The organism is Nitratireductor sp. WH36-1 (genome assembly GCF_058725515.1).
In genome coordinates this window covers 470,274-496,158 of the sequence record NZ_CM178970.1, presented here as the reverse complement: position 1 = coordinate 496,158, position 25,885 = coordinate 470,274, and the positions used below count along the sequence as shown (strand labels likewise).

Here is a 25,885-nt window from a genome sequence, read left to right as displayed (position 1 = left end):
CAGGCCGGCTCAAAGCCCGGCAAATGCCGCGATCTCCTCGACAATCGCCTCGTGAACCGCCGCCCGGTCTGCGCCGTCCGGGTCGTCACACACCGGGTCGTCCTTCTCCTCGGCCAGCATTGCCGCCCCTTCCGGCTTGCACTCCGCAAGGAAGGTGAAGTGATGCGCCGGCGCAATCGTCTTCAACACGGCAGAGGGCAGCTTTCCGGCAAGATCGCTCCCGTCCGGCCCCACATCCGCCGCCTTGAACAGATGCGCCTCCCCAAGATTGATGAGCAGCACCGGCATGTCGGTCCCCGCAATGCTTTCAGGCGTCGCCGCATAGGTCATGCCCGGATCGATGGCGATGGCCCGTCCGATGCGATCATCGCGCAGTTCCGCGCCAAAGCCATCCGGCAAGGCATTCAGATCGACACCGCCTTTGGAGAAGAACACACAGTCCTGACCACCATCACCAATCCAGGCGCAATAGTCGGCAAACGCATCAGGATCGAAGCGCAGCCCGGCAAGGTTCAGCGCCGTAGCCCCGCCCAGCGAAAAACCCAGCGATGCGATGCGGGACCGGTCCACGTGATCAGCAAAAGCCGGCTCATCAAACAGCGCATCCAGCACAGCGCTCAGATCGGCCGCCCGCTCATCGAGCCGCACCGAGCGGCGTGGCGAGGAATCGCCCGACGTGCTGCCCTGGTGGTTCACCGCCAGCACCATCGCGCCGCGCAGGGCAAGCGCTGAGGAAAGCCACGAGATGGCGTCCATATTGCCGCCCGAGCCATGGGACAGCACGAACAGCGGAAACCGCCCTTCCGCCACCCCCGCGCCCACATAGGCGGACGTGCCCTGAAACACCGCATTGTCGCCCACCAGCCCGCGATAGGTCGGCGTGCCCGCCGGATACCACACCGAAGCCGCCAGAACCGACGGGCGGTGATCCGCCTTCACGGTCAGTCGGTCATAGCCGGCAAACGGCTGGGCCAAGGCCGCGCCCGTCAGACCCATGCCAATGAGAAAAGCAGAAAGCAGTTTTTTCATATCCGTCATCCTTTCATCTGGATGACGCCAATCTGCCCGGGCCACCGGCAATCCGCGTCCTTGAACCGGTTTCAGGTCGCGCCAAACCGAATTTCGCACCATGGGTTCTGGATGCCGTGCGTGGTTCGACAAGCTCACCATGAGGGATGGCATTGGTTGTGCCCCCCTCAACGGAAGCTCTTTGCAAAGCACCACTTCCCTCATGGTGAGATGGCATAATCGCTTTCTCAGGGGGCAGCGGTTGCCCCCGGCGCTTCGGTTGAACCGTGGTCGACATGGTGTCGCCACAAAGCGAAGGAGGGAGCAACCATGGAGTATTATGCCGGATTGGACGTTTCAGAGGAAGCCACATCGGTCTGCGTGATTGATGGGCGCGGGCATGTGGTTGAGGAGATAAAGGTCTCCACGACGCCTGCAAGCCTCTCATCTGCTTTGTCGGGTTTTGGCGATGCGCTTGCGCTGATCGGTCTGGAAGCCGGCGCGCTGACGCCATGGCTGGCCCGGGAGCTGAAGGCGCAGGCGTTGCCGGTTGCCGTGATCGAGACGCGGCGCATGAAGGCCTATGCCAAAGCCTCCCCGGTGAAGACCGACCGGCGCGATGCCAGGATGATCGCCCAGGCATTGCGGGCGGGGCTGTATCGGGGGGTGCATGTCAAGGACGAGGCGGCCCATAGGCAGCGCCTGATGCTGACGGCGCGCGCGACCCTGCTTTCCCAGGCCCGCCAGTTGCAGGTCAAGATCCGTGGCGATCTGAAGCCGTTCGGCATCCGGCTTGGCCGCGTGGGCCCGGGAGGCTTTGCGGGGCGGGTCAAGGAGCGGCTTGCCGCGCGTGACGACCTTATGGCTCTGGTTGCGCCGATGCTGACCATGCGCACCGCCCTTCTTGCACAGGTGCGCACCTATGAGCGCGAGATCAAACGTCAGGCCGCCGCCGACCCGGTGTGCCGGCGGCTGATGACGGCGCCTGGCGTCGGATCGATCACGGCCTTTGCCTTCAAGGCAACCGTGCACCAGCCGGAGCGTTTCGCCCGCTCGGCCGATGTGCCGGCGGCCTTCGGCCTCGTGCCGCGCATCGACCAGTCTGGCGAGTACGAGCATATTGGCAGCATCTCCAAAACCGGTGACGTCATGATGCGCAGCCTCCTGTTCGAAGCCGCAAACGCGCTCCTGACGCGCACGAGGAAGAGTTTTGCCCTCAAACGGTGGGGGCTGAAGGTGGCCCGGCGACGTGGCATGAACCGGGCCCGCGTGGCGGTCGCCCGGCGGCTCGCCATCATCCTTCACCGCATGTGGGTCGATGGCCGCGACTTCCGCCTCATGCTGCAGGAAAGGCCGGCTTCGTCCAGCGCATGAGCGCGCCAGAGACTTTCCAGCCCCTTCTTCGACAGCTCTGACAGCGGTCGAAAAGGAGCGCGTCCGTCCGGGACGCACCGGCGCGGGCAATCGACGACGACAGGCTGGACGGCGGCCACGATACAAACCGGCCGCACGACGTTCCTGAGATGGTCATGCCCGTTTCCGACGCCATCGAGCGGCAGCCCGTGCGCTGACCCGCGAACAGAAGCAGGAAGCCCGGACACGCATTCCTATTGACCGTGATTACAGAAGCTTGTCGAACCACGCACAACGTCAACGCAGTGGAAACACCGCGTACCGAATTCGAACGCACAGAAGGCGTTTCAACCTACTGAACAAGCACCGGAGCATCGGAAACCCGGAGACCACTTTTTGATCCGATGCTTCGGCGGATATTGCCACCGGCCGGTGGCGATGCCACAACCCAAGCCCTTGCAGGAAACATGCAGACACCGCCCATGCTGGTTCTTCCCATTCCGATGATCGTCGCGCTCGTGCTCGGTGCGCTCCTCATCCGGATCGCCATTTCCGGCGAGCGCCCGCCATTCCTGATGGCGCTTCTTGCGGCCTGCGCACTGCAGAGCCTCATCGTTTCGCTGCGCCAGCATTACGGCATAGACGCACTCCTGCCCCTTCAGCCCGTCACCGCCACCTTCGTGCCGCCGCTCACATGGCTGGCATTCCAGACGGCCTCGTTCCGGCCATTCTCGCTGCCGCGCGATCTCGTGCATCTGACGGCGCCGGCCTTCGCCGCCTTCTGCGTCATCTTTGCGCCCGGCACGCTGGACGTTGTGGTGCCGGGCGTCTTCGTTCTCTACGGGGTCGCCATTCTGGTGAAGCTGCGCCGCAGTGGCGACGACCTGCCTCTGGCGCGGCTTGAGGCCGGTCGCCTGCCGGCCCGGCTCTGGGGCGGCATCGGCCTCGCTCTCATCCTGTCCGCGCTCAGCGACGCGCTCATTGCGCTCGCCGTCATGACCGGCCAGAGCTGGCTGCCGCCGCTCATCATCAGCGTCTTCTCGTCAGCCGCCCTGCTCGCCATCGGCCTGTTGAGCGTGTCGCCCAGCGCCACCGGCGAGCCAGAGCCGGAAACCATGGCCGAGCCCCCGCATCCAAGCGAAGAAGACGCCCATCTCGTCCAGCGGCTCGACGCGCTGCTTCAGTCCGAAACGCTCTATCTCGATCCCGCACTCACGCTTGCGCGGCTCGCCCGACGGCTCCACGTGCCGGTCAAGCAGCTCTCTGCGGCCATCAATCTGGTGAGTGGCGAAAACGTCTCGCGCTACATCAACGCGCACCGCATTCATCATGCCTGCCGCGCGCTGGAGGATGGCGCGAATATCACCGACGCCATGCTCTCAAGCGGCTTCAACACCAAGTCCAATTTCAATCGTGAATTCCGGCGCATCACCGGCACGACGCCAAGCGAATGGAAACCCGGCCCCGCCGGTCAGAGATAGGCGAGCGCCACCGACCCGATTGCGAAAGCGGCGAACGCCAGAAGGATCACGCCGGAGATGCGCGACACCCAGCGTGACAGGCTGTCCGGCAGCCGCGTGCGCGCCAGCGCCACCCCGCCGCTCAGAATGAACCACCAGAGCAGCGAACCGAGGAACACGCCCACAACCACCACCAGCGCATCGGCGGGATGCGGAGAATCCGCCAGCCCGAGCCCGGCAAACATCGCCGCAAAGGCCAGAATGGTCATCGGATTGGTGATCGTCAGGAAAAAGGTCGCGGCAGCCGTTCCGGCGAGATCGCTCGCCCGCGCCTCCGCCGCAGCCCGAACGGGCGCAGGCGACAGGCTCTTCCAGCCCAGCCAGGCGAGAAACGCCCCGCCGACAAGCTTGAGCGGCACATCCACGACCGCCAGCGCGGCCGCGAAGGCCGCAAACCCGATGGCCGCCAGCGCGGCATAGACGGCATCGGCCAGCGCCGTGCCCAGCCCGCCGGCAACACCGGCCCACAGGCCATGCTCCAGCGTCCTGTTCACGCACAGGGCGCCAATCGGTCCAAGGGGCGCTGCCACGGCCAGCCCGAGCAGCAGGCTTTTGCCGAACAGCAGCGTGTCCATGTCAGGGCTTCTCGACCGGTGCGAAGGAGCCGGGCTCCACGGTCGACAGTGCGACGACAGACTCGCTGCGCGCCAGATAGCCATGCTTCTTCATGTCGTCCAGCACGCTCTCCACATCGGCCAGCTCCGGCACCCGCGCCTTGATGAGATAGGACCACGGCCCCGTCACATGGTGGCATTCCTCCACCGCCTTGTGCGCGGAGGCAAAGATCCGGAAGGCCTCTTCATTGACGTTCTGAACCAGCGACACCCAGATGAAGACCAGAACCGGGCAGCCAAGCGCGTCAGGATCGGCGTCCACCGTGAAACGCCGGATCACGCCGCTTGCCGTCAGCCGGCGGATGCGCTCATTGACCGCCGATGCGGAAAGCCCCACCACGCCGCCAATATCGGCAAGCGAGCGCCGGGCGTCTTCGGCGAGAAGAGTCACGATTTTACGGTCGATCTGATCCATGTCAGGCCCTGATCCTGAGAAACAAACTCAATACCGTATATTTTATCGCAAAATGAATTGCAATATGCAAAATATACAGTTTTTAGAGTTTATGCCGCATAATTTGCGGCTCCGCGTCACTTCTCACGTTCAGGCCGTCAGGCTTGCCTTTGGCAAAAAACGGCAGCGCGTTTCTTTTTGCCACAGCCAAAGGCGCGGGTCGAGCGCCACCCCGTCCAGCGTCCATGCCCGGCTTCAGGGCAGGAGAACCATTTCTGCGGCCAGCGGTCTACCGCTCCCGACCGTGCCAGAACGCATCACTGATCCGGTTCATGCCGATGCGCTCGTAGAAGCCCACCGCATCCGGCACGGAAGCCAGCATCAGGCTCACCTCCGGGCCGAGTTCGCGGCGGGTCGCATCGATCAGCCCCTGGCCGATGCCAAGCCCCTGCGCCTTCGAAGAAACCGCGAGGTCGGAAAGATAGGCGCACCACGAAAAGTCCGTCACCGAGCGGGCCACGCCCACCAGCGGCTTTCCTTCCACATTGCGCCGCGCCGTCATCACCAGACCAGCGCCCGCAATCATGCGCTGAAGCCGCGCCTCGTCATCCACCGGGCGGATCGCATCCAGACCGGACTCGCGCAGCACCTGGGCAAACTCGGACACCGGTAAATCCGGCTCGCAGGCGTAAAGAACAGCGGGTTTCTCCATCATGACGCGCAGCAATGCCGTTTTGCCCCGACAATGCAACCCGTTTCAGTGGCAAAAGCGCCCCGCAACCCGCGCCACGCTTGATTTGCATGCCGCCTGCCGGTACGTCCCCAGCATCCTTTCCCAAAGCCGGAGCCGCCTCGCATGTCCGTTGCAGCAAAGAACATTCCCGCACCCGATCTCGTTCCCGTCCGCCGTGCGCTCCTGTCGGTCTCCGACAAGAGCGGCATCGTCGATTTCGCCCGCGCGCTTTCGGGCCGCAATGTCGAGATCGTCTCCACCGGCGGCACGTCCAAAACACTCGCCGGCGAAGGCATCGCCGTGCGCGACGTTTCGGAGCTGACCGGCTTTCCCGAGATCATGGACGGGCGCGTGAAGACGCTGCATCCGGGCGTTCATGGCGGCCTCCTCGGCATTCGCGACGATGCGGACCATGCGAGCGCGATGAAAGAGCACGACATCGCGCCCATCGACCTTCTGGTCATCAATCTCTATCCGTTCGAAGAGGTGCGTTTCGGCGGTGGCGATTATGCAACCACGGTCGAGAACATCGACATCGGCGGCCCGGCCATGCTGCGCGCGGCAGCCAAGAACCACGCCTATGTGGCCGTCGTCACGGAGCCGGCAGACTATGCCCGCATCCTCGAGGCCCTTGCCGAAAACGATGGCGCACTGCCCCATCGCCTGCGTCAGGAACTGGCCGCCAAGGCCTTCGCCCGCACCGCAGCCTATGATGCGGCCATCTCCGGCTGGTTCGCTGAAACGCTCGAGGTCGACGCACCGGATTTCCGCGCCGTCGGCGGCAGGCTCAAGGAAGTGATGCGCTACGGCGAGAATCCGCACCAGAAGGCAGGCTTCTACGTCACCGGCGAAAGCCGCCCCGGCGTCGCCACCGCGACCCAGCTTCAGGGCAAGCAGCTTTCCTACAACAACATCAACGACACGGACGCCGCCTTCGAACTCGTCTCCGAGTTCTCGCCGGAGCGCTCCGCCGCCGTCGCCATCATCAAGCATGCCAATCCGTGTGGCGTGGCCGAGGGCGCGACGCTGCGTGAAGCCTATGAGAAGGCGCTCGCCTGCGACCCCGTCTCTGCATTCGGCGGCATCGTGGCGCTCAACCGCCCGCTCGACGCGGAAGCGGCCACCGAGATCGTCAAGATCTTCACCGAGGTCATCATCGCGCCCGACGCGACCGAAGAGGCGCGCGCCATCGTCGCCGCCAAGAAGAACCTGCGCCTGCTCGTCACCGGCGGCCTTGCCGACCCGCGCGCACCCGGCCTCTCCGTCAAGACCGTGGCCGGCGGCGTTCTGGTCCAGTCGCGCGACAATGGCGTGGTCGATGATCTCGACCTCAAGGTCGTGACCAAGCGCGCGCCGAGCGAGAAGGAAATGGCCGACCTCATCGTCGCCTTCCGCATCGCCAAGCACGTCAAGTCGAACGCCATCGTCTATGTCCGCGACGGCGCGACCGTGGGTGTTGGCGCCGGCCAGATGAGCCGTGTCGATTCCGCCCGCATCGCCGCCCGCAAGGCGGAAGATGCAGCCGAAGCTGCCGGCAATGCAGAGCCGCTGACCAAGGGATCGGTCGTCGCTTCAGACGCCTTCTTCCCCTTCGCCGACGGACTTCTGTCCGCCGTTGAGGCCGGCGCCACCGCCGTCATCCAGCCGGGCGGCTCCATGCGCGACGACGAAGTGATCGCCGCCGCCGACGAGCATGGCATCGCCATGGTCATGACCGGCATGCGCCACTTCCGCCACTAGAGCAATTCCAGGAAAAGCGGGAACCGGTTTTCCGTCCGGAATTGCGCAAATACAATAAGCTAGAGCGTTTTCGCAATTCCAGGAAAAGCGGGAACGCTACGCCTGAACAGACAGATCAGGAGGCATCCGCCTCCTGATGCCTGCTCTTCACGAAGGGCACCAGCACAAGGCCGATGAGGAACAGCGCCAGGATCGGCGTCACGCCAAGCCGCTGTGCATCCTCATTCGAAAAGCCGAAACTCTCCGAAGCGAAATAGCCCGTCGCAATGGCGATGGCGAACGGCCCGATAAAGGCCGTGGCCTTGCCCGAAAGGGCATAGAGCCCAAAGGCTTCCGTCACCCGCTCGCGCGGCACCTGGTCCACCAGAAGCGTGCGCGACGCCGCCTGTATCGAACCGCCCGCAGCCCCGATGAACGCACCCGCCACGAAGAAGGCGATGTCCGGCAGGCTGCTTGCCCCGCCGCCGCTGATCGGCATGAACAGGAGCTCGTCGCGCGTGGTGGAGATCACCAGAAGCGCGCACAGCGTCAGCACCACGATGGAGATGCTCACCACGAGTTTCGGCCCGAAACGCCGGTCCATCCGCCCGCCGAGCCACGCGCCCAGCGCGCCCGTCACATTGGCGAGAATGCCGAACAGGCCAATTTGCGTGATCGACCAGGACAGCACGCCCGCCGCATAAATGCCGCCAAAGGCATAGAGCGCGTTGAGCGCATCGCGATAGAACATGGATGACAGGAGGAAGCTGAAATAGCTGCGCTGTCCCGGCAGCCGCTTCAGCGTGCCGCCCAGCCGCTTCATCCCCTCGCGGATCGCTCCCGTCGCCGCCCTGCGGCGCGGCGCATCCGGCGTGAACAGGAACATCGGCAGCACGAACAGCGCATACCACAGGGCCGTCAGCGGTCCCGCCGCGCGGTCGCCCTCATGCGTCGCCGCATCAAGGCCGAAGATCGGCTCAAAGCCGAGCAGCGTGCGGCCCGTGTCCGGCTGCGCCGCCATGAAGCCAAGCACCAGCACCAGCGACAGAAGCCCGCCAATATAGCCAAGCCCCCAGGCCGAGCCCGAAAGCCGGCCAAGCTCGGAGCGCGGCACAAGGTCCGGCATCATCGCATTGTTGAAGACGGCGGCGAATTCCATGCCGAACACGGCCAGCGCGACGCCCATGAGAATGAGCGTGACATGCCCGCCGCCCGGCGTGGCGAACCACAGCGAGGCGCAGGCGATAATGCCGATCAGCGAGAACACGAAGATCCACGGCTTGCGCGGCCCCGTCGCATCGGCAATCGCGCCAAGAATGGGCGAGGAAAGCGCAATCGTGAGACCGCCGATCCCCGTCGCCAGCCCCCACAGCTCCTGTCCGCGCGCCGCATCCGGCGCCACGGAGGCGGCGAAATAGGGCGCAAAGACGAAGGTGATGATGAGGGTATGAAAGGGCTGCTGCGCCCAGTCGAACAGCATCCAGCCCCAGATGCCACGGCGGGGCACAGTCCTGTGCTCCGCCTCTGGCCGGTTCATAACCGCGTCGTCCGGCGCCCCGGCTGCATCAGACACTCAGGTCACTCATCAGACCGGACGCGACGGTGAGACGTGACACGGTCAGATCACCGCCCTCCACCAGCGAGTGCAGACGTTCGCGCACGCGCACGACATGCTCGCCGCCGGCCTCGACCCATTTCGCAGCCGGATCATCGTCCTTCGCGTAATCGGTGAGTGCTGCAATGCTCATGCCACGACGGGCCGCGCTGATCATGTCGGTGGCGCGGAACAGCGCCAGCCCGTCATAATAGTCCGACGGCACGATTGCATGCGCGGCATCCTCGATCCGGCCGATGCGGAAGGCCTCGGTGACACCGAAGAACGCCCTTGCGGCCTTCTCCAGCGGCGCACCGGATTTCTCCGCCACCAGTTCGATGTCCGGCACCATCTGCGCAACCGAGAGGAAGGCGAGACGCCTGGCCAGTTCGTCCGGCGCACCCGACGCCACAAGCTGCGCCTGACGGTTGTCCAGACGCTCGCGCATGAAGGCCGGCAGCATCGGCAGAAGCTTCGGCTCCAGCGCTTTGCGCGCGGCCAGCAGGCGCTCGATGCGCTGCCCGACGGTTTCCTTGCCGCTCACATTCTTGAGCTGCCAGGAGGTCGCCGCGTAAATCAGACGCCAGACGAGCTGGTAGAGCTCGAGCTGCGCCATGCCGTCGATCCGGTTGTCCAGCGCGTCGATGGCCCTGTAGACGTCACGCAGTTCGAAGCCCTCGCGCACCACGGCAAAGGCGGCGACAATATCGGCAGCCGGCTGCCCCGTCAGATCCTGCAGGCGCGTCACGAAGCTCGGCCCGCCACGGTTGATCACATCGTTTGCCAGTTCGGTGGCGATGATCTCGCGCTTCAGACGGTGCGCACGGATTTCCGTTTCGTACTTCTTCGCCATGCGGTCGGGGAAGTAGGCGAACAGATCCTCTTCCAGATGCGGCGCATCCGGCACCGGGCTCGCAACGATCTCATCGAACAGCACGATCTTGGCATAGGCCAGAAGCACGCCGATCTCCGCACGCGTCAGCGGCTCGCCGCGGCTTTCGCGGTCGGCCAGCTCCTGCGGCCCGGGCAGGAACTCGACCGCCCGGTCGAGAAGCCCGCGCTGCTCGAGCAGCGTCATCATGCGCGCCTGGTGCGGCATTTCCGGCATGCCCCGCTTGACCACCTGCGAGATGGCCAGCGTCTGCTGGTAGTTGTTGGCCAGCACAAGCCCGGCAACCTCGTCGGTCATCTCGGCCAGAAGCTTGTCGCGCGCAGGCCGTTCCAGCCCGCCGCCACGCATCGCCGCCGCCAGCGCGATCTTGATGTTGACCTCCACGTCCGACGAGTTCACCCCGGCCGAGTTGTCGATGGCGTCGGAGTTGCAGCGGCCGCCCTTCATGCCGAACTCGATGCGGGCAAGCTGGGTCATGCCCAGATTAGCCCCTTCGCCGACCACTTTCGCGCCCACTTCGCGCGCAGCCACGCGGATCGCGTCATTGGCGCGGTCACCCACATCCTGATCGCTTTCGCCAGCGCCGCGCACATAGGTGCCGATGCCGCCGAACCACAGAAGGTCCACCGGAGCGCGCAGGATCGCCATCATGATCTCGGTGGGAGACGCCGTCACCTTGTCGAGCCCGATCGCGTCAGCCGCCGCCTTGGGCAGCGTGATCGACTTCTGCGAACGCGAGACGATGACACCGCCCTTGGAGAGCTTGTCCTTGTCGTAGTCCTGCCAGCTTGAACGCCCCATGTCGAAGAGGCGCTTGCGCTCGGCATAGGAAACCGCCGTATCCGGATCGGGGTCGATGAAGATGTCGCGGTGATCGAATGCCGCCACCACCTTCGTGCAGGTGGAAAGCAGCATGCCGTTGCCGAACACGTCGCCCGACATGTCGCCCACGCCCACGGCGGTGAAGGGCTCCGTCTGGATGTCGCGGTTCATCTCGCGGAAATGCCGCTTCACGGCCTCCCACGCACCGCGCGCGGTGATGCCCATTTTCTTGTGGTCGTAGCCGGCCGAACCGCCCGAGGCGAACGCATCGTCGAGCCAGAAATCATGTGCCTGGCTGATGCCGTTTGCCGTGTCGGAGAACGTTGCCGTTCCCTTGTCGGCGGCCACCACGAAATACGGATCGTTGCCGTCATGGCGGACCACGCCTTCCGGCGGCAGAACCCTGTCGCCGTCCAAATTGTCGGTCAGCGACAGCAGGCTGGAGATGAAGTTGATATAGGCTGCACGGCCCGCCTCGAAGACTTCCTGGCGGTTGCCGCCAACGGGCAGACGACGCGGGTAGAAGCCGCCTTTCGCGCCCACGGGCACGATCACGGCATTCTTCACCTGCTGCGCCTTCACCAGTCCCAGTACCTCGGTGCGGTAGTCCTGCGCACGGTCGGACCAGCGCAGGCCACCACGCGCCACCGGCCCGTAGCGCAGATGCACGCCCTCCACTTCCGGACCGTAGACGAAGATTTCGCGCCACGGGCGCGGCTGCGGCAGGCCGGTGATGGCGCGGGAATCGAATTTCAGCGCCAGCGACCGCACCGCCTCGTCCTCCTTCGGACGATAATGGTTCGTGCGCAGCGTGGATTCGATGAGGTTCAGGAAGCGGCGGATGATCGTATCATCATCCAGGTTCGGCACCGCATCCAGATCGGTCTCGATGGCCTTGCACAGCGCTTCGGCCTCGTCCTTCGCGCTGGCCTTTTCGGCCCGCGCCGGGTCGAAACGCACCACGAAGAACTCGAACAGCCTGCGCGCGATCTGCGGATAGCGGTTCAGCGTCGCCGCGATGAAGCCCTGGCTCTGCGGAATGTTGGCCTGCGCCAGGAAGCGGCTGTAGGCGCGCAGAATGGCGATCTCGTCCACCCGCAGGCGCGCCGTCTGCGCCAGCGCGTTGAGGCGGTCATCATCATGCTCGCTGCGCCAGACCGAAAGGAACATCTCCTCGAACAGCGCACCCTCGTCCGAAAGGTCGATGGCCCCGTCAAAGGCGTTCTCCAGCTCCATGTCATGCACGAAAATCTGGGCGCTGTCGGTGTCGTCGGCGTCGCCGACCTCGAAGGTCCGCTCGCTGATCACACGGAAACCCATGTTCTCCAGCAGCGGCACGCGCTCGGTCAGCGGCACCGGCGTATCGTAATGATAGATCTTCAGCGCTGCCTGCGCCTCGTCCTGATCTTCATGACGATGGAAATCGATGGCGATCGGGTTCTTTCTGGAAAGCCGGCTGATGCGCTCGGCATCGATCAGCGCCGTCTCCGCAGAGAAACCGTTGCGGTAGCTGTCGGGGAAGCCAGCCGCCACCTTGGCGAGCTTGATGTCGGCGCCGGTTTCTTCCACCGCCTCCTGCAGCGCGTCGTCCCAGGTGCGCACGATCTTGCGGATTTCGGCTTCCAGCGTCTCCGTCTCGATGCGCGGGGTCTTGCCGCCCGAACGCCCGATGATGAAGTGAACACGCGCCAGCGTGCCTTCCGGGAAGGCCGGATAATAGGCCGAGACGCGACCCTTGAAGACGTCCTTCAGGTAATTGCCGATCTCCACGCGCGCCTGCGAATCGTAGCGGTCGCGCGGCACGAAAACGATCACCGACACGAAGCGGTCGAACTGGTCGACACGATAGAGGGCGCGCACGCGCGGGCGCTCGCCCAGCGCAAGGATCGCCTCGGCATGCTTGCGCAGGATCGGCAGGCCGATCTGGAAAAGCTCGTCGCGCGGATAGGATTCCAGCACATTGGTGAGCGCCTTGCCCGAGTGATCGGTGGGCGCAAAGCCGGATTTGACGATCACGGCTTCCGCCTTGGAGCGCAGATACGGGATCTTCATCACCGAGCGCGTGTAGGCGGTGGAGGTGAACAGGCCCACGATGCGCAGCTCGCCGGTCAGCTTGCCCTCATCGTCGAATGTCTTGATGCCGATATAGTCGAGATAGGCGCGGCGGTGCACCACCGTCTTGGCATTCGCCTTGGTCACGATGAACGGATCGGGACCATGCAGGAAGGCGCGGATTTCCGGCGTCGTCGAAACGGTCTCATTGCCGCGACGCAGAACCAGAACGTCGGGATCGGACAGGATGCCGAGGCCCTTCTTGTCGGCGCGCTCCAGCGTGCCGCTTTCCTCACCGCCGGTGTAGAGGAATTCGCGCATGCCGAGGAAGGTGAAATTGTCGTCGCGCAGCCATTCCAGGAAGGCAATGGCCTCGGCCACGGCGTCTTTTTCCAGCGGCACCGGCGCGTAGCGCAGCTCGGTGATCTGCTGGTCGAGCCGGGCCAGCATCGGCTTCCAGTCGGCGACGGCTGCACGCACCTGCGCCAGCGTCTTGTCGAGCTGCGCCTTCAGGCTCTCGCTCTGCTCGTCGGTCAGTTTCGGCAGGTGAACATGGATAAGGCTCACCTTGTCATCGTCGGGCCCGACCTTGGTGTTCGACACGTCGCCGACGATCTCGTCCACGCCGTTCTTGCCATGCCGGACAACCAGAACCGGATGCAGCACCAGCGTCGCCTCGACGCCGAATTCGCTGAGTTCGCTCATCACCGAGTCGAACAGGAACGGCATGTTGTCGTTCACGAGCGTCACCGTCGTGACGCCCCGGCCGCAACGCTCCACGCCGGTGCTGTTGTCCACGCGAACCACGCTGGTGCCGGGCTTGTGCGCCGAAATCGCCGACGCTGCGTCCTCGGCCGCCAGCAGCAGTGCGGCGTCCTCATACGCGCGAAGGTCCTCCGCTGGCGCGCGCGACAGAATGATCTGATGCACGCTCTCCACGCCTCCAGTCTTGCCCTTGGCTCCGCCCTTCTTGGCGGTCTTGGAGGTCTTTGCTTTGGCTACCATGCCGAAAAATCCCTGTTGGTTTACCAAACTGGCCCATCGTATTCAGACAAAAGCGGTTTGACGACCCGTCATTCCACCATGCAGGCTCCATACACCTCTATTCCTATCGAAAGGGTGTTCGCAAAATGACGCAACCGGTCACTGCATTGCATTTTCCGCCTCTTGAAGGCTTGAGCGAAGAGACGGAAGCCTATTTCGCAAAGTGCCGCGAAAAGCTGGGCCTCGTTCCCAACGTTCTGCTTGCCTACGCCTTCGATGAGAACAAGCTCAGGGCGTTTACCCAGATGTACAACGACCTGATGCTGAGCGATTCGGGGCTTTCCAAGCTCGAACGTGAAATGATCGCCGTTGCCGTCTCCAGCGTGAACCACTGCTTCTACTGCCTGACTGCCCATGGCGCGGCGGTGCGCGAGCTTTCGGGTGATCCCGTGCTTGGCGAACTGATGGTCATGAACTACCGCGCGGCCCGGCTCCATCCGCGACAGAAGGCGATGCTCGATTTCGCGGTGAAGCTGACCGAAACCCCTGACAAGATCGAGGAAAAGGACCGGCAGGCGCTTCGCGAGAACGGTTTTTCCGAGCGCGATATCTGGGACATCGCCGCCGTCGCCAGCTTCTTCAACATGACCAACCGCATGGCCGCTGCCGTCGATATGCATCCCAACCCCGAATATCATGCCGTGGCGCGGGAGCCCGCAGAGAGGTAACGGGCCCAGGGTCCTGCCCCTAGCGGTGAACCCTGATTCGGGTGCGCGGGCCGATCAGCGGCAGAATGCGGGCCATGGCCTGCGGCGAAACCGCGATACAGCCTTCGGTCGGCGGAAAACCGGGCCTGGCGATGTGGAAAAAGATCGCGCTGCCGCGATTGCGCATTGCCGGGCGCATGTTCCAGTCGGAGACCATGCACACATCATAGAGCCGGTCTTCACGCTCCATCCGTTCATGGCTTGCCGGATAGGGCAGCCGGACGGGGCGGTTGTAATTGCGGTCGCCGGAAGCATCGCACCAGCCATCGCGCGGATCGATGCGCGTCATCGCAAGGCGGGATGCGGGCGGGCCGGAGCGGGCGCGGTCGCCGCGAAAATAACCGTAAAGCAGGCGCATCTCCGTCAGCGGCGTTGCGCCGTCGCCCTCGCGTTTCAGCATGGTCGTGCCGCCGCGCCCGAGCGCACAGGGAAAAACGAGCGGCCCGACCGTCAACAGCGCCTGGGTCGGTTTTCCCGGCCTGCGCCGCACCTCGATCAGATCAACCTTTTTGCCGGCTTTGTACTGCATTCTGGGAAAAACCCGCGTCTTCGAATATGTTGCCCTGTGGAACAAATGTTCGCCATGGTCTTTTCGCACTGTCACGTTCCGCATAAAGCTGGAATGGTCAACACTGCAATTCCATTTGAACCAGCAAACGTTTTCCTGGATAGTGGATCGAATTATGACGTCACGCACCATCCTAATCGTTGATGATGATGAAGACCTGAGGACGACTCTCGTCGAGCAATTGTCGCTCTATGAAGAGTTCGACATTCTTCAGGAAGAAACGGCAACGAAGGGCATACAGGCTGCGCGCAGCGCAATTGTCGATCTGCTCATCATGGATGTCGGCCTGCCCGACATGGATGGCCGCGAGGCCGTCAAGCTTCTGCGCAAGGGCGGTTACCGGGCGCCGATCATCATGCTCACGGCGCAGGATACCGATTCGGACACCATTCTCGGGCTCGAGGCCGGCGCCAACGACTATGTGACCAAGCCGTTCCGCTTCGCGGTGCTTCTGGCCCGCATCCGCGCACAGCTTCGCCAGCACGAGCAGAGCGAGGACGCGACCTTCGCGGTTGGCCCCTACACGTTCAAGCCATCGCAGAAACTTCTCCTGGACGAGCGCGGCGGCAAGATCCGCCTGACGGAGAAGGAAGCCGCGATCATCAAATATCTCTACCGCGCCGAGCAGAAAGTGGTGACCCGCGACGTGCTCCTGGAAGAGGTATGGGGCTACAATTCGGGCGTGACGACGCACACGCTTGAGACACATGTTTATCGCCTTCGGCAAAAGATCGAACGTGATCCTTCCAAAGCTGAAATTCTTGTGACAGAAAGCGGTGGTTATAAGCTCGTTCCGTGAGTCAGCGCGTAAGGCGTTTACAGATCGTCGGGGACGGGTCGGGGACGACGTAAATGGCGCTGGACGATGACATTCGCATTCTGTCCGGTGTGAGTCTTTTCGAAGGGTTCACGCGGGAGCAGTTGCGCCTCATGGCCTTCGGCGCCGAAAGCATGACGCTTTCCGCCGGACGGGATATCTATGGGGAAGGCGCTTTTGCCGACTGCGCCTTCATTGTCGCCTCGGGAAAAGTCGTCCTTTTCACCGAATATGACGACAGGCGGCAGATCATCGAAACGCTTGGGCCGGGCCAGATCATGGGCGAATTCGCGCTGATCGCGGAAGGCCGGCGCATGACCAGCGCGATGACCGAAAGCGAAACACGGCTGATCCGCGTCAGCCGCTCGACCTTTCACCGCATTCTCGAAGAATTTCCCGAAACGGCCATGCGCCTGCACCAGCGGATTTCGAAAAATCTGCAGGCGATGATCGCGCGCATGGAAGAGGCTGCGTCGCGCCTTATCCGGTGATTCGCACGGTTTGGGGATTTTTCCGGAATTTGCTCTGAAACGGGCTCGTTTTACGCCGTTTCAGGAAAAAACCGGAAAAATTCCGAAAAAAGAAATCAGCCGAAATCGAAGCCGGCAATCACCGGCACATGGTCCGACGGACGGTCCCAGCCACGCGCCTCGCGCAGCACCTCGATCCGGCTGAGCGCCGGCGAGAGGTTGGGCGACGACCAGATGTGATCGAGTCGGCGACCGCGGTCGGAAAGCGCCCAGTCCTTCGCGCGGTAGCTCCACCAGGTGAAGATCTTCTCTTCCGGCGGAATCTTCTCGCGCATCAGGTCCACCCAGCCGCCTTCCCTGCGCAGCCGCTCCAACCCTTCGGTCTCGACCGGGGTGTGGCTGACCACTTTCAGAAGCTGCTTGTGCGACCAGACATCGGTTTCCAGTGGCGCGATGTTCAGATCGCCGACAAGGATAGAACCGGAGTTGCCGTCCTCTTCCGCCCGCAGGGCGTGCATCTCGGCGAGAAAGTCGAGCTTGTGGCGGAACTTCGGATTGATGTCCGGGTCGGGCTCGTCGCCGCCGGCGGGAACGTAGAAATTGTGCAAGAGCACGGAACGGCCGGGCGCGGCCTCGACGGAAACGGAGATGTGGCGGGTGTCGCCCATGCCGCAGAATTCGCGCTTCTCGACCAGTTTCAGCGGCCGGCGGGCAACGGTGGCGACGCCGTGATAGCCCTTCTGGCCATGGATCGCGATGTGTTCATAGCCGGCCTTGCGGAAAGCGGCGGCGGGGAACTGGTCGTCAGCGCATTTGGTTTCCTGCAGGCACAGGACATCCGGACTGTAGCGCTCCAGAAACTGCTCGACGAGCGGCATGCGCAGCCGCACGGAGTTGATGTTCCAGGTGGCGATGGAGAAGGGCATGAAACGGGTCCGGGATTGATCGCTTGCGAGAAGCGTAAAATTGCCCGGAAGCCGCCGCGAAGACAAGCGCGGCATTCTGCCGAAAAGGAAAAGGCCGGGCTGTCCACAGCCCGGCCCCTCATAAAAAGGCACAGAAACGCCCGATCAGCGCTTGTTGCGGCTCATCTTGTCGACGCGGCGATAGTCGATCTCGAACACGCTCGGATCGAAGGTCACGCCCTGCTGGACGTTGAAGATCATGACCGTCGTGTCCTTGCCCTGCGCGTCGGTGATGGTCCACTGGCGCAAATCGTAGGAGGCGGAATCGAACATCATGGTGATGGTCGAGTTTCCGAAGACCGACTTGTCGGACATCTTGATCGTCGTCAGGTCATCGTCCTCGCGAACGGTCTGAACCTTGTCGCCGGACAGGTCGATGCGCTCGTCGAGCAGCAGCTTCAACGGCGTCTTGGACAGCGGATAGAGATCCGCCGTGTTGAGCTTCTTGTTCATGATCACCACCGAGCTGCCGTCGGAGGTAACGCGGAAGCCGGAGGGGGCTTCATAGTCGAAGCGGATCTTGCCCGGGCGCTCGATGTAGAACTTGCCGCCGGTCTGCTCGCCACGCGGCCCGAACTGCACGAACTCGCCCATCATGGTGCGGACGCTGGAAAAATGCGCCGCAATCTGATCGGCGCTCTGGGCGGCCTGCGCCACCATCGGCGCGACAAGAGATGCCGCCAGAGCCAGTGCTGCAATGGCTGCGCGTCGCGCCAGAAAGTCGGTTGCCCGAAAAATCATCGTGTTCGATCTCCACATTTGCCCCACCGGTAACCAACCAGTAGGGCCGAATTTTGGCTGCCCAATAACGACCTGACGGGCCCCGGGTTCCAGCGTTGCGGGCCGGTGTCAGACCTCGTCCTGCTCGGTGGGCACGAGGATTTCGCGCTTGCCGGCGTGATTTGCCGGGCCGACGACGCCCTCTTCCTCCATGCGCTCGATGATCGAGGCGGCGCGGTTGTAGCCAATGCCCAGACGACGCTGGATGTAGCTGGTGGACGCCTTGCCATCGCGCAGCACCACGGCCACGGCCTGATCGTAAGGGTCTTCGGAATTGCCGAGATTGCCGCCGCCACCGGAGCCTGAGCCGCCGGAACCGCCATCATCCTCGTCTTCATCCTCGGTCACGGCGTCGAGATAATCGGGAATGCCCTGCGTCTTGAGATGCGCGACGATGCTCTCCACCTCGCCATCGGACACGAAGGGACCGTGGACACGCTGTATACGGCCACCACCGGCCATGTAGAGCATGTCGCCCATGCCCAGAAGCTGCTCGGCGCCCTGCTCGCCCAGAATGGTGCGGCTGTCGATCTTCGACGTCACCTGGAAGGAAATACGGGTCGGGAAGTTGGCCTTGATCGTGCCGGTGATGACGTCGACCGACGGACGCTGCGTGGCCATGATCACGTGGATGCCGGCGGCGCGCGCCATCTGCGCCAGACGCTGAACTGCGCCCTCGATGTCCTTGCCGGCGACCATCATCAGGTCGGCCATCTCGTCGATGATGACGACGATGAACGGCATCGGCTCGAGATCCAGCTCCTCGCTCTCGTAGATCGCCTCGCCGGTCTCGCGGTCGAAGCCGGTCTGCACCGTGCGCTTGATCGTCTCGCCCTTCTTCTTGGCGGCGACGACGCGCTGGTTGAAGCCGTCGATGTTGCGGACACCGACCTTGGACATCTTGCGGTAGCGGTCTTCCATCTCCCGCACGGTCCACTTCAGCGCGACCACGGCCTTTTTCGGATCGGTCACGACCGGGGTGAGAAGATGCGGAATGCCGTCATAGATCGACAGTTCGAGCATTTTCGGATCGATCATGATCAGGCGGCACTGCTCGGGCGTCATGCGGTAGAGCAGCGACAGGATCATGGTGTTGATGGCCACCGACTTACCCGAACCGGTGGTGCCGGCAACGAGGAGGTGGGGCATCTTGGCGAGATCGGCGATGACCGATTCGCCATTGATGGTCTTGCCCAGCGTGAGCGCCAGCTTGGCCTTGCTCGATTCGAAATCGCGGCTGGCCAGAAGCTCGCGCAGGAACACGGTTTCGCGCGTCGAATTGGGCAGCTCGATGCCGATGGCGTTGCGGCCGGGAACAACGGCCACGCGGGCCGCTATGGCGCTCATGGAGCGGGCGATGTCGTCTGCCAGGCCAATGACGCGCGACGACTTGATGCCGGGGGCCGGCTCCAGCTCGTAGAGCGTGACGACCGGGCCGGGCCGCACGTGAATGATCTCGCCCTTGACGCCGAAATCTTCCAGAACGCCTTCGAGAAGACGGGCATTCTGCTCAAGCGCGTCGCGGGAAAGCGACGGATCCTTGGTCGACGTCTTGGGCTCGGCCAGAAGGTGCAGCTCCGGCAGCTCGAACGTGCCGCTATCGAGGAAGGAAGGCTGGGCCTCGCGGCGCACCCGCGCGCCCTCGGCAGGCCGGGGAGCCGGGTTTTCCACGCGCTGCGGCGCAGCCGGCGCGGCAGCAGGAGCCGCCTGAGAGACAACGCGTCTCGGCGCGGCGGGCTGCTCCACGACACGGCGCGGAGCGGGCTCATCGAATTCTGGCTCCACATGGACGCGGGGTGCGGCCACGGGCGCATCATTGAAGTCCGGCTCGACGCGCGCTTCATCTCCGAAATCGTCGCCGAAATCGTCGCCGAAATCGTCATTGAAATCATCGAAGGGAACATCGTCCGCGATCGGCTCGGCAGCACGCCCGCGACGCCGCTCGCTCCGCTCGCCGCGCACAAGGTTGCGGCGGAAGAAGGCGCAGAACGACAGCCACCAATGGGCCATGTAGCCAAGAATGACCGAACCGCCGCTTTCTTCATCTTCATCAAGCGTGTCGAAGGGCGATTCGTCTTCCATCTCGTCGTCGAAGGTTTCGGCGTCGGGGCGCGAGAGAATGCCGGCGCCAAACGCAAGCAGCCAGCCAGAAGGCAGCGCCAGAACGGCGGCGATGACAAAGCCGAAAATGCCGCGCGGATAAGCACCGGTGAACTTGGCCGGAAGGGACAGGATCGCATCGCCGAGAACGCCGCCAAGTCCGGTGGGCAGTGGCCAGGTGGCGGGCGGCGCGAAAGCGCCGACAATGCCGGCAGCCAGAACCGCGCCCAGGAACCATGCGCCGGCGCGCTTCAGGCCGCGGTCGATTTCACGGCCGAGCAGGAGCAGCGCGCCCCAGCAGACGGCCGGAACCAGACCGACCAGCGCGGCCAGGCCGTAGAACTGCATGGCGAGATCGGAGAACACCGCGCCGGGATAACCCATGGCGTTGGTGACCGGATTTGCCGTGGCGTGGCTGAAACTGGGGTCTGCGACATTCCACGTGGCCAGCGCGGCCACCGCGAAGGCCACAAACGCCAGAAGCGCCAAACCACCGATTCGCGCCGCCTGACGACGCAAAAATGCCTGCAGACCGTAGCTGTTTTCACTCATGGCCAGGAATGCCGAAGACCCGGAACTCATGCGCACAATTCTCCGCTCGCGCTTGGTTTCCGACGCGAACCGCGCCGTAATGACTCAAGGCCGACCCTAGCGGCCCGATGGTTAAGGCGGCATTAACCATGGAGGGGTGGGCGATGATTTCTCGCCGCCCGACAAAAAAGGGCCCGGCGAACCGGGCCCATCAGGAAGGCAACCGGCCCGAAGGCCGATTGTCAGGCAAGGCATGCGACGACTTAAGTCGTTGTTAGCGCATCGGATTCATCCGAAAACCGGTTCCCACTTTTCGGTCCGATGCTTTAGATCGCCGTGCGTCCATTTGGGCGCACCAAGGACGATCTACACTTTTGCTGGAGCATCGGAACAACCCGAAAACCGGTTCCCACTTTTCGGTCCGATGCTTTTTCGGTCCGATGCTCATCTGCCATGCATGGGCATGAACTCGGGATAGGCTTCCACCCCGACTTCGGCCACGTCGAGACCGTTCATTTCGTCCTCGGCGCTGACGCGCAGCCCCATGGTCTGCTTGAGCACCATCCAGACCACATAGGAGACGACGAAGGTGAACGCGCCATAGGCGACGATGCCGACAATCTGCACGCTGAAGCTGGCGTCACTGTTGGTGAGCGGGACGGCGAGCGTGCCCCAGATGCCTGCAAGAAGGTGGACCGGGATGGCGCCGACCACATCATCGATGCGCAGCTTGTCGAGCAGCGGCACGGTGAGCACCACGATGATGCCGCCGACAGCGCCGATGACAATCGCCATGAACGGGCTGGGCGTGAGCGGCTCGGCGGTGATGGACACGAGGCCGGCCAGCGCGCCGTTCAGCACGAAGGTGATGTCGACCTTCTTGTAGAGCACCTGCGTGAGAAGCAGCGCCGCCACCACGCCGGCAGCCGCCGCGAGGTTGGTGTTGGCGAAGATGCGGCTGATATCGGAAGCATCGGCATTGGTGCCCATGGCGAGCTGCGATGCGCCGTTGAAGCCGAACCAGCCGAGCCAGAGAATGAAGGTGCCAAGCGTGGCGAGCGCCATGTTGGACCCCGGGATCGGCGAGACACGGCCATCAGAGGCATATTTGCCATTGCGCGCACCCAGAAGAAGTGCGCCGGCAAGGGCTGCCCAGCCGCCAACCGAGTGGACCAGCGTGGAACCGGCGAAATCCTGAAAGCCCATGGCGTCGAGCCAGCCGCCGCCCCACTTCCACGACCCGGCGATGGGATAGATGAAGCCGGTGAGAACGACGACGAAGATCAGGAACGGCCACAGCTTGATTCGCTCGGCCAGCGTGCCCGACACGATGGATGCCGCCGTGGCGACGAAAACCATCTGGAAGAACCAGTCGGAGGCGACCGAATAGTCACCTTCGTTGGCCGTGCCGGCGGCCGGCCAGCTGTAGGGCGCGAAGGAGCCGATATAGCCCGACACATCCACATACATCAGGCTGTAACCCACCACCCAGTACATGAGGCCGGCGATGGAATAGAGCGCGATGTTCTTGAGGAGCTGCATGGACACGTTCTTGGTGCGCACCATGCCGGCCTCGAGCATGGCGAAGCCGGCCGCCATCCACATGACCAGAAAGCCGCCCATCAGGAACAGCAGCGTGTTGAAGATGAAGGCCGTCTCGGCGGCCGAGGCGAATTCGGGCGCTGTTTCCTGCGCCAGCGCCGGCTGGGGCATGGTTGCCAACATGGTCGCCAGTGCGAGCCCGCCCGGCGCCAGCGGACGTGCGGCGCTTTTCAGTGTTCGATACATCATCTGATTCTCCATCGGAATATGCCGCCTAAAGCGCTTCGACGCCGGTTTCGCCGGTGCGGATGCGCACCGCGCGATCGAGCGCGTGGACGAAAATCTTGCCGTCGCCGATCTGGCCCGTACGCGCGGCCTCGGCGATGGCCTCGACCGCCCGGTCCACCAGGTCGGAATCGACGGCCACCTCGACCTTGATCTTGGGCAGGAACGTCACGGCGTATTCTGCGCCGCGATAGATCTCCGTGTGTCCTTTCTGTCGTCCGTAGCCCTTCACCTCTGTCACGGTGAGGCCCTGAATGCCGAGGCCGGTGAGCGCTTCGCGCACGGCCTCCAGCTTGAAGGGCTTGACGATTGCCATCACGATTTTCATGGCAGTTCACCTTTGCTGTTGCGGGGTTCCCGCGGGTTGCCTGCATCGCGCGAACCGCCATGCGGGCCGCGTCAGCAAAGGAGAAACAAATGCCGTGCCAGTTTGACGGCGCGTCACTCAAGACATTGAAAAAGTTATGAAAAAATAAAACCGGCGCTGAGAAAGCTCAACGCCGGCAAATCATAAATGAACAATACTTAGGCAGAATATGCGATTTGCCTATTTTGTGCGCAGGCGCACCAGACCTTCCTGGGCCACGGAAGCGACCAGCGTGCCATCGAGCGCATAGAGGCTGCCGCGCGAGAAGCCGCGCGCGCCCTGCGCGGACGGGCTGTCCTGCGTGTAGAGCAGCCAGTCGTCGAGCCTGTGCGGGCGATGGAACCACATGGCATGGTCGAGACTTGCCATCTGGATATCGGGATCGAAACCGTTTCGCCCATGGGCGAAGGTGGAGGTATCGAGCAGGGTCATGTCGGAGAGATAGGCAAGCACGGCGGCCTGAAGCGCGCGATCATCCGGCACAGGACCGGTGGTGCGGATCCAGACATCCTGGCGCGGCGGGAGCTTGTCGCGGCTGGTGTAGTGCTCGACGATGACGGGGCGCACCTCGATGGGACGTTCGCGCGCCCAGTAGCGGCGGATGTTTTCCGGCACGCTGTCGCCGAACTCCTGCAGGAATTCGCGCTGGGTACGCAGGTTTTCCGGCGGGGTGACATCCTGCGACATGGGGATCTGGTGATCGAGGCCGGGCTCTTCCTTCTGGAAGGAGGCCGAAAGCGAGAAGATCGCATGGCCATGCTGGATGGCGACGACGCGGCGCGTGGTGAAGCTGCCGCCATCGCGGATGCGGTCGACCTCGTAGATGATCGGCACGGCGGGATCGCCCGGCCGCATGAAATAGCAGTGGAGCGAATGGACATGGCGGGCGGCATTGACGGTGCGCTGCGCCGCGACAAGGGCCTGACCAATGACCTGACCGCCAAAAACGCGTTGCCAGGCCGATTGAGGGCTGCGACCACGAAACAGATTGTGTTCCAATGTCTCAAGATCGAGTATGGCGAGTAGGTCTTGCATGGCCGACGACATTAACGGATCCCCTCCGGCAGCTTGAAACAATGGCTGACGGTTTCCAAGACGAAGGCGGGGGTCAAGTCAAGCCAAGCAGTGACACGCCCGGCGAATACGGGCACAGAACCGGTGACGAACGAGGTAACGGCATGGCCAAGAGCACGAAACAGACTTCCACGCGTGAGCTGGACATCCTGATTGCCGGGGCGGGCTATGTGGGCCTGGCGACCGCCGTCTCGATCTGCCGCGCGCAGCCGAACCTGAAAGTGGCGCTGGTGGATGCCGCGCCCGAAGGCGTCTGGCAGCGCGACGGACGCGCATCGGCCATCGCCGCAGCGGCCTGCCGGATGCTAAAGCGTCTCGACTGCTGGGACGAGATCGAGCCGGAAGCACAGCCCATCACCGAGATGGAGATCACCGATTCGCGCACCGCCGACCCGGTGCGCCCCGTGCTCCTGACCTTTGGCGGCGAAGCCGAAGCGGGCGAGCCCTTCGCGCATATGGTGATGAACCGGCACACCAACGGGGCGCTGCGCGCCCGCGCCGCCGAATGCGGCATCGAGATCATCGAGGGCGTGGCGGTGGAGGGTTTCACCGATATGGGCGGCCATGTGGAGGCCAGCCTTGCCGACGGCTCCACCTGCCGGGCACGCCTGCTGATCGCCGCCGATGGCGTGCGCTCGCGGCTGCGCGACATGGCGGGCATCAAGACCGTGCACTGGGGATATGGCCAGTCGGGCATTGTGTGCGTGGTGGCGCATGAGCGCCCGCATCACGGCCGCGCGGAAGAGCATTTCCTGCCGGCCGGCCCCTTCGCCACCCTGCCGCTGAAAGGCAACCGCTCGTGCATCGTGTGGACCGAACGCACCGAGGATGCGGAGCGGCTGGTCAATGAGGACGACCTGGTGTTCGAGCAGGAGCTGGAGCTGCGCTTCGGCCTGAAGCTCGGCGAGATCCGCGTCGAGGGTCCGCGCCGGGCATGGCCGCTGGGACTGACGCTGGCGCGCGACTTCGTGAAGCCGCGCTTTGCGCTGGCGGGCGATGCGGCGCATGGCATCCACCCCATCGCCGGACAGGGGCTCAATCTGGGCTTCAAGGACGCGGCGGCGCTGGCCGAGGTGATCGTCGAGGCCGAGCGGCTGGGCGAGGATATCGGCGCGCTCGACGTGCTGCAGCGCTATGAGCGCTGGCGGCGCTTCGACACGGTGCAGATGGGCGTGACGACCGACGTTCTGAACCGGCTGTTCTCCAACGACATCGCCCCGGTGCGGGCGCTGCGCGATTTCGGCCTCGGGCTGGTTGAACGAATGCCCTCCATGAAGCGTTACTTCATCCAGCAGGCCTCGGGCATCGCCCCCGGCACGCCGAGACTGCTGCGCGGAGAGGCAATCTAGGGCGATCTGGCCTTTCCGTCTCAACGCACTATTTCAACGAGGAGAAGACCATGGCTATGAAACGGCATGCGAACGTCACCTGGAAGGGATCGCTGGTTGAGGGCTCAGGCAGCCTCGACACGCAAAGCGGTGCGCTTTCGGGCCTCCCCCTCGGCTTCAAGGCCCGCTTCGAGGACGAAAGCGGCAAGACCGGCACCAATCCGGAAGAACTCATCGCGGGCGCGCATGCAGGCTGTTTCGCCATGCAGCTCTCGCACATGCTGGCCGGCAACGACACGCCGGCCGACAAGCTGGACGTGCGCGCCGATGTCTCGCTGCAGCCGGCCGAGGGCGGCGGCTTCGAGATCACCAAAAGCGCGCTGACACTGGTGGGCAGCGTGCCCGGCCTCGATGAAGCGAAATTCATCGAGATCGCCGAGAAGGCAAAGGCCTCCTGCCCCGTCTCCAAGGCGCTTGGCGCCATCGAGATCACGCTGGACGCCAAATACGGCTGACGACACTTTCGCGATGAAAACCGTCGGCCGACGCAACGGAAGGTCGTTCGATGGACACACTTCGCAACCAAAAACCGGGTGATGCAGCTAG

21 protein-coding genes are annotated in these 25,885 nt (G+C 63.8%); 8 read left to right on the top strand and 13 right to left on the bottom strand.

What is annotated here, in order from left to right:
- Window positions 1-9: 9 nt before the first annotated feature.
- The gene (locus tag AC4PTT_RS02415; RefSeq protein WP_492162037.1) at window positions 10-1,029 is read right to left on the bottom strand and encodes an alpha/beta hydrolase family protein; all 1,020 of its coding nucleotides are present in this window, start codon (window positions 1,027-1,029) and stop codon (window positions 10-12) included.
- Between the two features lie 309 nt (window positions 1,030-1,338).
- Between AC4PTT_RS02415 and AC4PTT_RS02410 the strand changes: the two genes are divergently transcribed.
- Together AC4PTT_RS02410 and AC4PTT_RS02405 are read left to right on the top strand one after the other, a co-directional pair.
- A complete protein-coding gene (locus AC4PTT_RS02410; RefSeq protein ID WP_492161578.1) occupies window positions 1,339-2,382 on the top strand; it encodes an IS110 family RNA-guided transposase in 1,044 nt (347 codons plus the stop codon).
- 446 nt (window positions 2,383-2,828) lie between these two features.
- Entirely contained in the window at window positions 2,829-3,842 is a 1,014-nt protein-coding gene (locus AC4PTT_RS02405) for a helix-turn-helix domain-containing protein (RefSeq protein ID WP_492162036.1), read from the top strand.
- Here the strand turns inward: AC4PTT_RS02405 and AC4PTT_RS02400 are convergent.
- The 3 genes from AC4PTT_RS02400 to AC4PTT_RS02390 all read right to left on the bottom strand — a co-directional run bounded on the left by AC4PTT_RS02400 (window position 3,833) and on the right by AC4PTT_RS02390 (window position 5,604).
- Window positions 3,833-4,456, bottom strand: a complete 624-nt coding sequence (locus tag AC4PTT_RS02400) for a LysE family translocator (RefSeq protein ID WP_113153448.1) — start codon at window positions 4,454-4,456, stop codon at window positions 3,833-3,835. The two genes, AC4PTT_RS02405 and AC4PTT_RS02400, sit on opposite strands and share 10 nt — an antisense overlap.
- Before the next feature lies 1 nt (window position 4,457).
- Window positions 4,458-4,910, bottom strand: coding sequence for an Lrp/AsnC family transcriptional regulator (locus tag AC4PTT_RS02395; protein WP_206548000.1), 453 nt, complete (start codon window positions 4,908-4,910; stop codon window positions 4,458-4,460).
- Window positions 4,911-5,178: 268 nt separating this feature from the next.
- A complete protein-coding gene (locus AC4PTT_RS02390; RefSeq protein WP_206548001.1) occupies window positions 5,179-5,604 on the bottom strand; it encodes a GNAT family N-acetyltransferase in 426 nt (141 codons plus the stop codon).
- 141 nt (window positions 5,605-5,745) lie between these two features.
- Between AC4PTT_RS02390 and purH the strand changes: the two genes are divergently transcribed.
- Window positions 5,746-7,362, top strand: a complete 1,617-nt coding sequence (purH, locus tag AC4PTT_RS02385) for a bifunctional phosphoribosylaminoimidazolecarboxamide formyltransferase/IMP cyclohydrolase (RefSeq protein WP_206545692.1) — start codon at window positions 5,746-5,748, stop codon at window positions 7,360-7,362.
- 115 nt (window positions 7,363-7,477) lie between these two features.
- Here the strand turns inward: purH and AC4PTT_RS02380 are convergent, their stop codons facing one another.
- Window positions 7,478-8,878, bottom strand: a complete 1,401-nt coding sequence (locus tag AC4PTT_RS02380) for an MFS transporter (RefSeq protein WP_113153452.1) — start codon at window positions 8,876-8,878, stop codon at window positions 7,478-7,480.
- Between the two features lie 28 nt (window positions 8,879-8,906).
- Window positions 8,907-13,706, bottom strand: a complete 4,800-nt coding sequence (locus AC4PTT_RS02375) for an NAD-glutamate dehydrogenase (RefSeq protein ID WP_492162035.1) — start codon at window positions 13,704-13,706, stop codon at window positions 8,907-8,909.
- A gap of 125 nt (window positions 13,707-13,831) precedes the next feature.
- On the opposite strand from AC4PTT_RS02375, the gene AC4PTT_RS02370 reads away from it, so the two are divergent.
- Window positions 13,832-14,413, top strand: coding sequence for a peroxidase-related enzyme (locus tag AC4PTT_RS02370; RefSeq protein WP_492162034.1), 582 nt, complete (start codon window positions 13,832-13,834; stop codon window positions 14,411-14,413).
- A gap of 19 nt (window positions 14,414-14,432) precedes the next feature.
- On the opposite strand, the gene AC4PTT_RS02365 is transcribed toward AC4PTT_RS02370, so the two are convergent.
- Complete coding sequence (locus AC4PTT_RS02365) at window positions 14,433-14,981, bottom strand: L,D-transpeptidase family protein (protein ID WP_206553235.1); 549 nt, start codon at window positions 14,979-14,981, stop codon at window positions 14,433-14,435.
- A gap of 154 nt (window positions 14,982-15,135) precedes the next feature.
- Between AC4PTT_RS02365 and AC4PTT_RS02360 the strand changes: the two genes are divergently transcribed.
- Window positions 15,136-15,819, top strand: coding sequence for a response regulator transcription factor (locus AC4PTT_RS02360; RefSeq protein WP_113153456.1), 684 nt, complete (start codon window positions 15,136-15,138; stop codon window positions 15,817-15,819).
- A 53-nt stretch (window positions 15,820-15,872) separates the two neighbouring features.
- Entirely contained in the window at window positions 15,873-16,328 is a 456-nt protein-coding gene (locus tag AC4PTT_RS02355) for a Crp/Fnr family transcriptional regulator (protein WP_206553236.1), read from the top strand.
- Window positions 16,329-16,423: 95 nt separating this feature from the next.
- Here the strand turns inward: AC4PTT_RS02355 and AC4PTT_RS02350 are convergent, their stop codons facing one another.
- The 6 genes from AC4PTT_RS02350 to tesB form a co-directional block, all read right to left on the bottom strand.
- Window positions 16,424-17,233: an exodeoxyribonuclease III gene (locus AC4PTT_RS02350; protein WP_113156068.1), complete on the bottom strand. Its 810-nt coding sequence runs from the start codon at window positions 17,231-17,233 to the stop codon at window positions 16,424-16,426.
- Between the two features lie 144 nt (window positions 17,234-17,377).
- Window positions 17,378-18,013, bottom strand: a complete 636-nt coding sequence (locus AC4PTT_RS02345; protein WP_224924896.1) for an outer membrane lipoprotein carrier protein LolA — start codon at window positions 18,011-18,013, stop codon at window positions 17,378-17,380.
- Between the two features lie 108 nt (window positions 18,014-18,121).
- Window positions 18,122-20,734: an FtsK/SpoIIIE family DNA translocase gene (locus AC4PTT_RS02340; protein ID WP_492162033.1), complete on the bottom strand. Its 2,613-nt coding sequence runs from the start codon at window positions 20,732-20,734 to the stop codon at window positions 18,122-18,124.
- Between the two features lie 393 nt (window positions 20,735-21,127).
- On the bottom strand, window positions 21,128-22,474 hold the full coding sequence (gene amt, locus AC4PTT_RS02335; RefSeq protein ID WP_492162032.1) for an ammonium transporter: 1,347 nt from the start codon (window positions 22,472-22,474) through the stop codon (window positions 21,128-21,130).
- A gap of 25 nt (window positions 22,475-22,499) precedes the next feature.
- Window positions 22,500-22,838, bottom strand: a complete 339-nt coding sequence (locus tag AC4PTT_RS02330; protein ID WP_113153460.1) for a P-II family nitrogen regulator — start codon at window positions 22,836-22,838, stop codon at window positions 22,500-22,502.
- A gap of 219 nt (window positions 22,839-23,057) precedes the next feature.
- Window positions 23,058-23,924 carry an acyl-CoA thioesterase II gene (gene tesB, locus AC4PTT_RS02325; protein ID WP_492162031.1) on the bottom strand — a complete coding sequence of 289 codons (867 nt, stop codon included), beginning with the start codon at window positions 23,922-23,924 and terminating at the stop codon, window positions 23,058-23,060.
- Between the two features lie 131 nt (window positions 23,925-24,055).
- Between tesB and AC4PTT_RS02320 the strand changes: the two genes are divergently transcribed.
- Together AC4PTT_RS02320 and AC4PTT_RS02315 are read left to right on the top strand one after the other, a co-directional pair.
- Window positions 24,056-25,300, top strand: coding sequence for a ubiquinone biosynthesis hydroxylase (locus AC4PTT_RS02320; RefSeq protein ID WP_113153462.1), 1,245 nt, complete (start codon window positions 24,056-24,058; stop codon window positions 25,298-25,300).
- 56 nt (window positions 25,301-25,356) lie between these two features.
- Window positions 25,357-25,794 (top strand): OsmC family protein, encoded by a 438-nt coding sequence (locus AC4PTT_RS02315; protein ID WP_113153463.1) that lies wholly within the window; start codon window positions 25,357-25,359, stop codon window positions 25,792-25,794.
- The last annotated feature ends 91 nt before the right edge of the window (window positions 25,795-25,885 follow it).